Source organism: Pseudomonas sp. 203-8, assembly GCF_020708595.1.
GTDB lineage: Bacteria > Pseudomonadota > Gammaproteobacteria > Pseudomonadales > Pseudomonadaceae > Pseudomonas > Pseudomonas aeruginosa.
Genome location: NZ_JAJFDF010000012.1, coordinates 77605 through 90523 on the forward strand (window position 1 = coordinate 77605; position 12919 = coordinate 90523).

The following is a 12919-nucleotide window of genomic DNA, read 5'->3' on the forward strand; positions in this document are numbered from 1 at the left end:
CGGACGCGCGCCTCCCCGCCGGCCGGCCCGCCCGGCCTGGAGACCGACATGGCGCATAACAACAATTCCGCCAGTTACGAAAACGTCCTGCTCTGCGTGCTGTTCCTGACCTTCGGCTTCGTCTTCTTCGACCGCCTGGCGCTGTCCTTCCTGTTTCCCTTCATGGAACAGGAGCTGCAACTGAGCAACAGCCACCTGGGCATGCTCTCCTCGGTGCTGGCCCTGGCCTGGGCGGTATCCGGCGCGCTGGTCGGCGCCTGGTCCGACCGCCGCGGGCAGCGCAAGCCGCTGCTGATCGTGGCGGTGATCCTGTTCTCGCTGTGCTCGGCGCTGTCCGGGCTGGTCGGCGGCTTCCTCAGCCTGCTGCTGTTCCGCGGCATCATGGGCCTGGCCGAGGGGCCGATCCTGCCGCTCTCGCAATCGCTGATGGTCGAGGCGTCCTCGCCACATCGCCGCGGCCTCAACATGGGTCTGCTACAGGGCTCGGCGGCCGGCCTGCTCGGCGCGGTGATCGGCCCGCCGCTGCTGGTGGCCCTGGCCGAAGCCCTCGGCTGGCGTCACGCCTTCATCGTCTCGTTGCTGCCGGGTCTGCTGATCGCCTGGTTGATCTGGCGCCATGTGCGTCCCGACCCGCCCCGCGCGCAGCGCCCGGCGCCGCGCGCAGAAGAAGCGAAAGGCAAGCGCCTGGCACTGCTGAAGAGCCGCAACATCCTGCTCTGCACCCTGATCAGTTGCGTATTCGTCACCTGGTTCATCGTGCTGATTTCCTTTACCCCGACCTTCCTGGTCAACGCCCGCGGCTTCAGCCCGGCGACCATGGGCAGGCTGATGAGCTGCCTGGGCGTCGCCTGGGTGGTCTGGGGCTTCGCCGTACCGGCGATATCCGATCGCATCGGCCGTCGACCGACCCTGGTGGCGTTCTCCCTGCTCGCCGCGTGTTGCCCGCTGGCGCTGCTCTATGCGCCGAACGCGACCAGCCTCGGCCTGCTGTTGTTGCTGACCTACACCGGGCTCGGCTGCTTCACCCTGTTCATGGCGACCATCCCGGCGGAGACCGTCTCGCGCGGCGTCATCGCCACCGCCCTCGGCCTGATCATGGGCCTCGGCGAACTGGTCGGCGGTTTCCTCGCGCCGACCGTGGCCGGCTTCGCCGCCGACCGCTTCGGCCTGTCCATCGTCATGTGGATGTCCTGCGGCGGCGCCCTGCTCGCCGCGTTCCTCTCGCTGTTCCTGCGCGAAACCGCGCCCGCCGTGCTGGCGCGCCAGCTCAGCGCGCCTACCTCCGTCCTGCAAGGAAACCAACCATGAAAGCACTGCGCTGGCACGCTGCCCGCGACCTCCGCCTGAGCGAACTGGAACGCCAGGCGCCGCGGCCCGGCGAAGTCGAACTGGAAGTCGCCTACTGCGGCATCTGCGGCAGCGACCTGCACGAATACCAGAGCGGCCCGCACTCGATTCCCCAGGCCGAGGCGCACCCGCTGTCCGGTTGCCGCGCGCCGCTGACCCTCGGCCATGAGTTCTGCGGCGTGGTCGCCGCGCTCGGCCCTGGCGTGGAGGGACTGCGCATCGGCGACCGCGTCGCGGTGGAGCCGGAATACCGCTGCGGCGAATGCCGCTACTGCCGGGAAGGCCGCTACAACCTCTGCGAGTCGATGGGCTTCATCGGCCTGATGGGCGACGGCGGCTTCGCCGAGCGCGCGCGAGTGCCGGCCTACATGCTGCACCGTCTGCCGGACGCGGTGGGCTTCCGCCAGGCCGCCGTGCTCGAACCGGCCGCCGTGGCCCTGCACGCGCTGCGCCGCAGCAGCCTGGCGCCGGGCCAGCGCTGCGCGGTGTTCGGGCTCGGCCCGATCGGCCTGCTGCTGGTGATGCTCGCCCGCCTGCGCGGAATCGAGGACATCGTCGCGATCGACGTCAGTCCCGAGCGCCTCGCCCTGGCCGGGGAGTTCGGCGCCAGCCGGGCGCTCGACGCCCGCGACGGCGACACGGCGGCGCGCCTGCGCGAGGGCGGCGCGCTCGACTGCGCCTTCGAGGCCGCCGGCAGCCAGGCCAGCCTCGACGCCGCCCTGGCCAGCCTGCGCAAGGGTGGCGAGCTGGTGCTGGTGAGCCTGATGGGCGAGGTCCGGCTGGACGCCTTCGACCTGGTCAACCGCGAACTGCGCCTGCTCGGCAGCGTCGGCTACCGCGACGCCTACCCGGAGCTGATCGCCCTGCTCGCCGACGGCCGCCTCGACCTGGCCCGCGCAGTGACCCGCAGCGTGCCCCTGGAGCAGGCCGTCGAGCACGGTTTCGAGGCCCTGCTGCGCGACAAGTCGCAGGTCAAGGTGCTGGTCAATCCCAACCCGGCCCTGGCCGACGCCTGAAGGAACGATCGCCGATGGTTTTCCAACACGATATCTACGCCGGCCAGCAGGTGCTGGTCACTGGCGGCAGCTCCGGCATCGGCGCGGCCATCGCCATGCAGTTCGCCGAACTCGGCGCCGAAGTCGTCGCCCTCGGCCTGGACGCCGACGGCGTGCACGCACCGCGTCATCCGCGGATTCGCCGGGAAGAACTGGACATCACCGACAGCCAGCGCCTGCAACGGCTGTTCGAAGCGCTGCCGCGCCTGGATGTGCTGGTGAACAACGCCGGCATCAGCCGCGACCGCGAGGAATACGACCTGGCTACCTTCGAACGGGTGCTGCGCCTCAACCTGAGCGCCGCCATGCTCGCCAGCCAACTGGCCCGGCCGCTGCTGGCGCAGCGCGGCGGCAGCATCCTCAACATCGCCTCGATGTACAGCACCTTCGGTTCCGCCGACCGCCCGGCCTACAGCGCCAGCAAGGGCGCCATCGTCCAGCTCACCCGTTCCCTGGCCTGCGAGTATGCCGCCGAGCGCATCCGGGTCAACGCCATCGCCCCCGGCTGGATCGACACGCCGCTGGGCGCCGGGCTCAAGGCCGACGTCGAGGCCACCCGCCGGATCATGCAGCGCACGCCGCTGGCGCGCTGGGGCGAGGCGCCCGAGGTGGCCAGCGCCGCGGCCTTCCTCTGCGGTCCCGGCGCCAGCTTCGTCACCGGCGCCGTGCTGGCGGTGGACGGCGGCTATCTCTGCGCCTGAGCCGCCTTCGCTCCGGATGCACCTGTCCGCTTGGGGCGGACAGCGATTCGCACGACAGAACAACAACAAGACGAGTGCCTTGCCATGAAAACCCTCCGCACCTTGCCGGCGCTGCTCTGCGCCGGTTTCCTCGGTCTCTCCGCGCAGGCCGCCGAAGACAGCCGCAGCGGCCCGCTGGCCGGGTTCGGCGAACGACTCCAGCGCCACGGCGTGAAGACCCACGCGCAGTTCTGGAGCCTGTCGCTGAAGAACCTCGACACCGGCCCGCGCCAGCACAGCTTCGGCAACAGCGGCGACCTGTTCCTCGGCGCCGACCTCGACCTCGCCACCCTCGCCGGCCTGGACGGCGCCTCGCTGCACATCGAGGAAACCCTGTTCATCCTCGACCGCGGCACCGGTCAGCCCACCGGGCCGAGCTGGCAGGGCGCGGTGGGCAGCTACTTCGGCGGCGCGCCGCTGCACAACGACATCGGCGCCAACCAGCTGAGCCTGCTCACCTGGCAGCAGCAGTGGCTGGGCGGACGCCTCGACAGCCATCTCGGACGGACCAATGCGCGGCGCTATTTCCTGATCTACAACTGCGAGACCGTGGTCACCTGCAACGACCCGATCATCGACGCCTCCACCGGCATCCTGCCGCCGCCCTACGGCGCCTGGGGCGGCTACCTGAAGTACCGGGCGACCCCGACCCTGTACCTGCACGCCGGGGCCTTCGAGTCCAACCCGGTGGATTACCTGAAGAAGCGCCATGGCCTCGATTTCGGCACCGACGACGCCAGCGGCACCAGCCTGCTGCTGGGGATCGGCGAAAAGCGCGAGGAAAGCCTCGATCCCTACCGCTCGCACTATGAACTCAACGCCTACCTGAACACCGCCAACCAGGTCGACCCGCTCACCGGCGCCAGCGACCACGGCAGCGCCGGCGGCTTCTTCAAGTTCCAGCAGCTGTTCTGGCGCGCCGACGGCGGCCGCCTCGATTCGCCGAGGGCGCTGGGGCTGTTCGGCTCGCTGTCGGTATCGGCCGACGACAAGCAGCCGTTCCGTCATTTCGCCGAGCTGGGCCTGACCTACCATGCGCCCTTCGACCGCACGCGGGACAAGCTCAACCTCAAGGCCAGCTACCTGCGCCTGAACGATCACCAGCTGGAGTTCCAGCGCCAGGCGCGGATCGCCGCTGGCGGCGATGCGAAACTCGGCCAGCGCGACGTGTACGCCCTGGAAACCAATGCGCACATCGCACTGACCCCGCACATCGCGCTGGAGCCGTCGGTGCAGTACATCTTCAACCCGGACAACTACTACAACCCCGGCGCTCGCGAACTGAGCGGAGACGGTTTCGTCGTCGGCCTGCAACTGATGGTCGACATGGGCTCGCTGCTGGGGCTTTAGCGCGCCGCCTGGCAGCCTCGGTCAACCCCGCCGGCAGGCTGGGACAAGCGGCCGGGCGCGCTTCCCCGTCCAATGGAGTAGCGTCGCGCCCATGGGCGCGGGGCGAAAAAGAACGCCGGGCGAGGCCCGGCAGCACACCCAGAAAGGTGCCGACATGACTTCCACTGCCCGCCGTTCGTTCGACTACATCGTGGTCGGCGCCGGCTCCGCCGGTTGCGTCCTGGCCAACCGTCTTTCCGCCGATCCCGCCGTCTCGGTCTGCCTGGTCGAGGCCGGCCCCAGCGACCGCACGCCGCTCCCCGCCGCCTACATCCGCACGCCGGCCGGGATCATCCGCCTGATCGCCAACCCGAAGTGGAACTGGATGCATCGCTTCGCCGCCCAGCCCGGCACCGCCAACCAGCCGATCGCCTGCCCGCGCGGCAAGGTCTGGGGCGGCTCCAGCGCGATCAACGGGATGATCTACATCCGCGGCGACCGCCACGACTACGACCGCTGGGCATCCCTCGGCAACCGTGGCTGGAGCTACGACGAGCTGCTGCCGTACTTTCGCCGCTCGGAACATTTCGAGCCGGGCGAATCGCCCTGGCACGGGCGCGGCGGCGAATTGAACGTCGCCGCGCAGCGCAGCCCGGGCCCGATCAACCAGGTGTTCTTCCAGGCCGCCGAGGAAATGGGCTGGCCGTACAACGCCGACTTCAACGGCGAGCGCCAGGAAGGCATCGGCCCGTTCCACGTCACCCAGGTCAACGGCGAACGCTGTAGCGCGGCGCGCGCCTTCCTGCACCCGGCCCTGGCGCGGCCCAACCTCACCGTGCTCAGCTCGGCGCTGACCCTGCGCGTGCTGCTGGAAGGTACCCGCGCCACCGGCGTGGAGATCAGCCAGGCTGGCGAGGTCGTGCAATTGCAGGCACGCCGCGAAGTGATCCTCAGCGCCGGCTCGATCAACTCGCCGCAGCTCCTGTTGCTCTCCGGCATCGGCCCGGCGGCGGAACTGGCGCGCCACGGCATCGTCCAGCGCCATGAGTTGCCTGGGGTCGGCGAGAACCTGCAGGACCACCAGGACATCGTGCTGATGTACCGCACCGAGGCCAAGCTCGGCTACGGCCTGGGCTTCTCGCCGAAGGGCTGGCTGCCGCTGCTGCGCTCGCCCTGGCAGTACCTGTTCGGCCGGCGCGGGGCGCTGACCTCGAACACCGTCGAGTCCGGTGGCTTCCTCCGCCTCGACCCGCAGGCAGAGACCCTGGAGCTGGGTCTGATCGTCGCCCCCGCGCTGAAGAACCAGCCGCAGCGCCTGGTCCCCTTCGGCCACGGGGTCAGCCTGCACGTCGCGGTGATGCACCCGCAGAGCCGCGGGCGGGTCCGCCTGAACTCGCCGGACCCGCACGACCGGCCGCTGATCGAAGCCAACTTCCTCAGCCACCCTGCCGACCTCGATACCCTGGTCCAGGGTTTCCAACTGGTCCGCAAACTGGCCGCCAGCCGCAGCTTCGCCCGTCACCTCAAGGGCGAGCTGGTACCGGGCCCGCAGGTTTCCAGCCGCGGCCAGATCGAGGCCTGGATCCGCGCCAACCTGGGCACCGTGTTCCATCCGGTGGGCACCTGCAAGATGGGCCACGACCAGCTCGCGGTGGTCGACGACCAGTTGCGCGTGCACGGCCTGCAAGGCCTGCGGGTGGCCGATGCGTCGATCATGCCGACGCTGATCACCGGCAATACCAACGCCCCGGCGATCATGATCGGCGAGAAGGCCGCCGACCTGATCCTCGGCAAGCCGGCGCCCCATGCGCCGACGGAACAGCGGCGGGATGCGCCGGAGCTGGTAGAGGCCTGAGCCTCCGGCACTCTGCTCAGAACTGCACGCCCCGGGTCAACCCGCCGTCCACCAGCAGGTTGGTTCCGGTGGTGAAGCTGGCCGCCGGGCTGGCCAGGAACAGCACCGCCCGCGCCACCTCGTCGGGTCGCGCCATGCGCCCCATGGGATTGGCGGCGAGACAACGGGCGAAGGTTTCCGGGCTATCCCGTTCGATCGCGCCCCATACGCCATCTTCGAAATAGACGTTGCCCGGCGACACCGTATTGACCCGAATGCCGTCCTCCGCATGGCGGCTGGCAAGCGTCTTCCCGTAGTGGACCAGGGCCGCCTTGAGCACGCCATAGGGCTCGGCGAACATGTCCACCTCGCGGCCGGAAACACTGGAGATCAGCACCACCGAGGCAGCCTCGGAGCGTTTCAACCACGGCAGGGCGGCAGCGACCATGCCCACGCTGCCCAGCAGGTCGGTCTCGAAAGCGCGCCGCCAGGTGTCCAGGTCTCCGCCACCGGCCAGCGCGCTGACGTTGGGCACAACGATGTCGATGCCGCCCAAGTGCAGCGCCGAGCGCGTTACCCAACCGCGCACCTGCTGCGGGTCGGTGATGTCCACAGACATGCCAAAGGCACGCTCGCCGAAGCAATCCGCTGCTTCGGCCACGCCCGCCTCACCACGGGCGCAGAAGGCCACCTCGGCCCCTTCGGCGAGAAAATGTTCGACGATGGCGCGGCCGATACCGCGCGAACCGCCACTAACCAGCACCCTGCGCTGTGCGAGTTGCAGATTCATGTAATCTCTCCATGAGCGGACGCGATGGGCCCGCAAGCCGGGAAGGAACGCCGGGATCCGATCACCGGACGTAAGGACGGGCGAACGGTAGCGAACGACAAGGTATTCTGGAAATCGAAAAATATTCAGCCAACGATTCGCAAAGCGAGAATACCCAGGTGCAATTGTCTCAGCTCCGCGCTTTCTGCGCCGTGGCCCACACCGGCTCGATCAACGCCGCGGCGAAGGCGCTGAACCGTGTCCCGTCGAGTCTCTCCGTACGCATCCGCCAGCTTGAGGAAGACCTCGGCTGCCAGCTGTTCCTGCGCGAGCACCAGCGTCTGCGCCTGTCGCCGGACGGTCGGCGTCTGCTGGAGCATGCCCGGCGAATCCTCGATCTCAGCGACAGTACCCGGGCCATGATGCGCAACGAAGAGAGCGGCGGCCGCCTGGTGGTAGGTGCCCTCGACGTGGTTCTGGTCGCCTTCATGCCATGCCTGATCGGGCGGTTCCGCCAACGCCACCGCGCGATCGAACTGGACATCCGCAGCGAAGCCTCGGAAGCCTTGGTGCAGCAGGTCTCGGATGGAGTGCTAGACCTGGCCCTGAGCGATGGTCCCGTGCGCTCTCAGACCCTGGAAAGTAGCCTGGCCTTCGTCGACGAAATGGTGCTGGTTACCGAGCTGGATCATCCACCGATCACCAGTCCGCGCGACCTGCGTTGCGCCGAACTGTATGGGTTCCGTCACGACTGCTCGTTCCGCTTCCGCATGGATCGCTGGCTGGAGGAAGCCGACTGCCTGCAACAACTGCCAGTGCTGGAAATCGAGTCCTACCACACCATGCTCGCCTGCGTCAGCGCAGGCATGGGTGCCGCCTGGGTGCTGCGCTCCGTGCTTGCGACGCTACCTGGCAACCACCAGGTCCGCGCGCATCCGTTGCGCGACTATGGCACCACCGAGATCCATTTCATCTGGCACAGCGGCCATCTCACGCCCAACGCGCAACGCTTGATGGCTGTACACCAGGACGCGCTCGTCGAGCGCCGCGACTGAGATTTGGCCCGTGCTATCGCCGCCGTAGGTTTCCACCGCCGTCTCCGCCAGCGCGAGGACCTGGCTGGCGCCGGTTTGGATAGGGCCACTTCGCCAGGGCGATGTATCGGGGCTGTACCGTCGGCGGAGGGATTTGTATGCCGGGAGTACGCGGATACAGAACGATACGCAGCCAAGCGAAGGTCACGCCGACGAACTGACGGGCATCTCTCACTCCCGCCGGCCCATCTCGGCTACCGTTAGGAGACAGCCACCTGGCCCAGTCTCGAGGTCGAGCCCATCGTGCTGAAACGCATTCCGGTAACCCAGCTTCGCCTCGGTATGTTCGTCCAGAGCCTTTGCGGCTCGTGGCTGGACCACCCGTTCTGGAAAAGAGGCGGCTTCCTGCTCGACAACCAGTCCGACCTGCAGCGCCTGCGCGAAAGCGCCGTGAAGGAGGTCTGGATCGACGTCGGCAAGGGCCTCGACCTCCCGGAGGAAGCGGCGGTCTCGGCCGCTGCGGTCCTGCCGGTCACCATGCCGGCCGGCCCTTCGCCGGCGCGGGTCGCCCTGGAGGAGGAAATCCGCCACGCCGCCCTGCTCTGCAGCCGTGCCAAGGCCGCCGTGGTCAGCATGTTCCACGACGCGCGCATGGGCCAGGCCATCGACACCGCGCATGCATCGGACCTGGTGGACGAAATCTCCGCCTCGGTGCTGCGCCATCCCAACGCGCTGCTCAGCCTGGTACGGCTGAAGACCTCGGATGAATACACCTACATGCATTCGGTGGCGGTCTGTGCGCTGATGATCGCCCTCGCCCGCCAGCTCGAACTGCCCGACCCGCTGGTACGCGAGGCGGGGCTGGCCGGACTGCTGCACGACATCGGCAAGATGGCGGTGCCCGATCCGATCCTGAACAAGCCCGGCAAGCTCACCGACCAGGAGTTCGGCCTGGTTCGCCGGCATCCGCAGAACGGCGCGCGGATGCTGCTCGATTGCCGCCAGGTCAGCGCCCTGGTGGTGGATGTCTGCCTGCACCACCACGAGCGCATCGACGGCACCGGCTACCCCTTCGGCCTGGCGCAGGAGCAGATCAGCCTGCTGGCGCGAATGGGCGCGGTGTGCGACGTCTACGACGCGATCACCTCCGACCGTCCCTACAAGAAGGGCTGGAACGCCGCCGAGGCGATCCGACGCATGGCCGAATGGAACGGGCACTTCGACCCGCAGGTGTTCCGCGCCTTCGTCAAGGCGGTGGGCATCTACCCGGTCGGCGCGCTGGTCAGGCTGGAAAGCGGGCGCCTCGGCGTGGTCCTCGAACAACACGGCCGCTCGCTGCTGACGCCACGGGTCAAGGTATTCTTCTCGGCCCGCTCGAAGGTGCCGATCCCGCAGCAGGTGGTAGACCTGGGTAGGGCCGGACAGACCGACCGAATCGTCGGCTTCGAGCCGGCGGAAGCCTGGAACTTCCGCAATCTCGACGAGATGTGGACGGGACTGGCCAAGTCCACGGGCTCTTATTTCGACGCGGGAACCGGAAATCCGTAGACGCCTTCCGCCGGCAAGCCGAGCACCGCTCCCGTAGGGCGCATAACGCGAAGCGTTATCCGCCGTTTCGCCGCAATCTCCGCCTGCTCCGCGTTGCTTTAAGCGCACCATCGTCGATACTGCTGGCAATCCGCCGACAGTTTTCAAGAGGCCATATGAGTCCGCTCCTGGAGACAATCGAAGAGCACAGCAGAAATGGCTGTGCTCCATCCAAAGCGTTGATTGCCCTGTGGTCCGCAGGCGCCGACCTGAGGGTTTCCCCGAGGAAGGCTGGCCGCCTATGCGAACTTGCCGTCGTTGCCGCAGCAGGGAAAGCAGGCATGCTCGAGAGCGAGATCGTTGCGGCACGCCGGGCCTATGCCGCCAGCCTGGGAGTGACGCTTAGCGGAGCGATCAGCAACGCCGACGAGCCGGTCCATATCCGCCACGCCGTCAGCAATTCCAATCACAACCCCAACGCCTCAAACCGTATCAACCTTGGGAGGGCCCGAGCGTATAAAAAAAGGCGCGAGGAAGGTGATTACTTCTTCATCGACACTTGAATCGCCTGCATAACCGTTATCTCCCCCGCGCCTCAACGGCAGCCATCTCCAGCAACCACCCCCGGAACGCCAGCATCGCGCTGGTCTCCCCCCGCGACTGCAAGCGCGTCAGCCAGTAGCTGCCGGTACTCACTTCGGTGGCGAACGGACGCCGGATGCTCTCGCTGGCCAGTTGCCGGGCAAACATCGCCGCCGGCGCCAGGGCCACGCCGACACCCTGGCGGGCCGCCTCGAGCATGGCCAGCGAGGTGTCGAAGACGATGCTCCGGGTCAGTGGCGCGTGCGCCGGCAGTCCGGCCGCCTGGAACCACAGCGGCCACTCGTCGGCGCGGTAGGAGCGCAGCAGGGTGTGCTGCAGCAGGTCGGCGGGACTGTGCAACTGGGCGGCGACCTCCGGGCAGCAGAGCACCGTCAGCGGCGCCTCGAACAACGCCAGCGCCTCGGTGCCGTGCCAGGCGCCGCCGCCGAAGCGGATCGCGTAGTCGAGCCCCTCGGCGGCGATGTCGACGCGGTTGTTGTGGGTGGACAGGCGCAGATCGATGAAGGGATGGCGCGCCTGGAAGTCCTCCAGCCGCGGCAGCAGCCAACCGACCGTGAAGGTTCCGACCGCGCCGACGGTGAGCACGTCCCGGTAGTGGCCACCCTCGAAACGTTCCAGCAGGCCGGCGATGCGGTCGAAGGAGTCACACAGCACCGGCAGCAGGCTCTCGCCCTCGTGGGTCAGCATGAGGCCGCGCGGCAGACGCTTGAACAGGGCCACGCCGAGACGCTCCTCGAGGCTCTTCACCTGGTGGCTGACCGCCGCCTGGGTCACGCACAGCTCGATGGCCGCGCGGGTGAAGCTCAGGTGCCGGGCCGAAGCTTCGAAGGCGCGCAGGGCGTTCAGCGGCAAATGGGGTCGAACCAATCTCTGCTCCAAATTTTTCTAATGGCTGCCGCGAGTATTCGTCGTTTGCCGCAAATCCTGCGCAAGCCTAGATTTTCCCCGCCCGCCGATCAAGGAGCGCTCCCGGGGCGGTTTCTCATGCAGCCAACGACAAAGGACGCCAATCCTCATGCGCGATACCAGATTCCCCTGCCTGTGCGGCATCGCCGCTTCCACACTGCTGTTCGCCACCACCCCGGCCATTGCCGGCGAGGCCCCGGCGGATCGCCTGAAGGCACTGGTCGACGCCGCCGTACAACCGGTGATGAAGGCCAATGACATTCCGGGCCTGGCCGTAGCCATCAGCCTGAAAGGAGAACCGCATTACTTCAGCTATGGGCTGGCCTCGAAAGAGGACGGCCGCCGGGTGACGCCGGAGACCCTGTTCGAGATCGGCTCGGTGAGCAAGACCTTCACCGCCACCCTCGCCGGCTATGCCCTGGCCCAGGACAAGATGCGTCTCGACGACCGCGCCAGCCAGCACTGGCCGGCACTGCAGGGCAGCCGCTTCGACGGCATCAGCCTGCTCGACCTCGCGACCTATACCGCCGGCGGCTTGCCGCTGCAGTTCCCCGACTCGGTGCAGAAGGACCAGGCACAGATCCGCGACTACTACCGCCAGTGGCAGCCGACCTACGCGCCGGGCAGCCAGCGCCGCTATTCCAACCCGAGCATCGGCCTGTTCGGCTATCTCGCCGCGCGCAGCCTGGGCCAGCCGTTCGAACGGCTCATGGAGCAGCAAGTGTTCCCGGCACTGGGCCTCGAACAGACCCACCTCGACGTGCCCGAGGCGGCGCTGGCGCAGTACGCCCAGGGCTACGGCAAGGACGACCGCCCGCTACGGGTCGGTCCCGGCCCGCTGGATGCCGAAGGCTACGGGGTGAAGACCAGCGCGGCCGACCTGCTGCGCTTCGTCGATGCCAACCTGCATCCGGAGCGCCTGGACAGGCCCTGGGCGCAGGCGCTCGATGCCACCCATCGCGGTTACTACAAGGTCGGCGACATGACCCAGGGCCTGGGCTGGGAAGCCTACGACTGGCCGATCTCCCTGAAGCGCCTGCAGGCCGGCAACTCGACGCCGATGGCGCTGCAACCGCACAGGATCGCCAGGCTGCCCGCGCCACAGGCGCTGGAGGGCCAGCGCCTGCTGAACAAGACCGGCTCCACCAACGGCTTCGGCGCCTACGTGGCGTTCGTCCCGGGCCGCGACCTGGGCCTGGTGATCCTGGCCAACCGCAACTATCCCAATGCCGAGCGGGTGAAGATCGCCTACGCCATCCTCAGCGGCCTGGAGCAGCAGGGCAAGGTGCCGCTGAAGCGCTGAAGCGCGCTCGCGAGGGCGACGGAGCGTAGCGGCGCGGGACGCCGGTCCTGGCTATGATGGTGCCATGAGCGCTTCCCCGCCCCTCCGCCAGCCCTGCCCGCCCGGCGCCTGCGTCTGCGAACGCGAGCGCCTGGAGGCGCCCGGCGCGGACCGTCGCATCCTCCTCCTGACCCGCCAGGAAGAGCAGCGCCTGGCCGCTCGCCTGGAAGCCCTGCGCAGCCTGGAAGACCTGGAACACCTGCTGCGGCGCATGGAGGAACAACTGGGCATCCGCCTGCGGATCGCCCCGGCCTTCGGCGAGGTGCGCAGCATGCGCGGCATCCGCATGCGCTTCGAGGAGCAGCCGGGGCTCTGCCGCAAGACCCGCCAGGCGATTCCCGCCGCCATCCGCCGCGGCCTGGAGAAGCGCCCGGAAGTCGCCTACGCCCTCCTCAACGCCCACGACCTGCTGCGCGACGCCTGAAGGCACTGA

At 68.3% G+C, this 12919-nt stretch carries 12 protein-coding genes; 10 read left to right on the plus strand and 2 right to left on the minus strand.

Annotated elements, in window-relative coordinates; all coding sequences use genetic code 11:
- The first annotated feature begins 48 nt into the window (after positions 1-48).
- The 5 genes from LJF27_RS25980 to LJF27_RS26000 all read left to right on the plus strand — a co-directional run bounded on the left by LJF27_RS25980 (position 49) and on the right by LJF27_RS26000 (position 6326).
- Positions 49-1308 (plus strand): MFS transporter, encoded by a 1260-nt coding sequence (locus tag LJF27_RS25980; protein WP_023117173.1) that lies wholly within the window; start codon positions 49-51, stop codon positions 1306-1308.
- The gene (locus LJF27_RS25985) at positions 1305-2363 is read left to right on the plus strand and encodes a 2,3-butanediol dehydrogenase (protein ID WP_003118211.1); all 1059 of its coding nucleotides are present in this window, start codon (positions 1305-1307) and stop codon (positions 2361-2363) included. The genes LJF27_RS25980 and LJF27_RS25985 overlap by 4 nt, the downstream gene beginning before the upstream one ends.
- A gap of 14 nt (positions 2364-2377) precedes the next feature.
- Positions 2378-3103 (plus strand): SDR family NAD(P)-dependent oxidoreductase, encoded by a 726-nt coding sequence (locus LJF27_RS25990; RefSeq protein ID WP_003093405.1) that lies wholly within the window; start codon positions 2378-2380, stop codon positions 3101-3103.
- An 84-nt stretch (positions 3104-3187) separates the two neighbouring features.
- A complete protein-coding gene (locus LJF27_RS25995; protein WP_004351691.1) occupies positions 3188-4492 on the plus strand; it encodes a carbohydrate porin in 1305 nt (434 codons plus the stop codon).
- A gap of 154 nt (positions 4493-4646) precedes the next feature.
- Positions 4647-6326 (plus strand): GMC family oxidoreductase, encoded by a 1680-nt coding sequence (locus LJF27_RS26000; RefSeq protein WP_025921191.1) that lies wholly within the window; start codon positions 4647-4649, stop codon positions 6324-6326.
- 16 nt (positions 6327-6342) lie between these two features.
- On the opposite strand, the gene LJF27_RS26005 is transcribed toward LJF27_RS26000, so the two are convergent.
- Entirely contained in the window at positions 6343-7095 is a 753-nt protein-coding gene (locus LJF27_RS26005) for an SDR family NAD(P)-dependent oxidoreductase (protein WP_023088058.1), read from the minus strand.
- 158 nt (positions 7096-7253) lie between these two features.
- Between LJF27_RS26005 and LJF27_RS26010 the strand changes: the two genes are divergently transcribed.
- The 3 genes from LJF27_RS26010 (at position 7254) to LJF27_RS26020 (ending at position 10198) form a co-directional block, all read left to right on the plus strand.
- Positions 7254-8129 (plus strand): LysR family transcriptional regulator, encoded by an 876-nt coding sequence (locus LJF27_RS26010; protein ID WP_003093413.1) that lies wholly within the window; start codon positions 7254-7256, stop codon positions 8127-8129.
- A 282-nt stretch (positions 8130-8411) separates the two neighbouring features.
- Positions 8412-9656, plus strand: coding sequence for a cyclic di-GMP phosphodiesterase (locus LJF27_RS26015; RefSeq protein WP_023117174.1), 1245 nt, complete (start codon positions 8412-8414; stop codon positions 9654-9656).
- A gap of 320 nt (positions 9657-9976) precedes the next feature.
- Positions 9977-10198 (plus strand): hypothetical protein, encoded by a 222-nt coding sequence (locus LJF27_RS26020; RefSeq protein ID WP_003101293.1) that lies wholly within the window; start codon positions 9977-9979, stop codon positions 10196-10198.
- Positions 10199-10214: 16 nt separating this feature from the next.
- On the opposite strand, the gene ampR is transcribed toward LJF27_RS26020, so the two are convergent.
- Positions 10215-11105, minus strand: coding sequence for a LysR family transcriptional regulator AmpR (ampR, locus tag LJF27_RS26025; RefSeq protein WP_003101291.1), 891 nt, complete (start codon positions 11103-11105; stop codon positions 10215-10217).
- Between the two features lie 148 nt (positions 11106-11253).
- Between ampR and LJF27_RS26030 the strand changes: the two genes are divergently transcribed.
- Entirely contained in the window at positions 11254-12447 is a 1194-nt protein-coding gene (locus LJF27_RS26030) for a class C beta-lactamase PDC-8 (protein ID WP_003118203.1), read from the plus strand.
- A 64-nt stretch (positions 12448-12511) separates the two neighbouring features.
- Positions 12512-12910 (plus strand): hypothetical protein, encoded by a 399-nt coding sequence (locus LJF27_RS26035; RefSeq protein WP_003093424.1) that lies wholly within the window; start codon positions 12512-12514, stop codon positions 12908-12910.
- Positions 12911-12919: the final 9 nt, after the last annotated feature.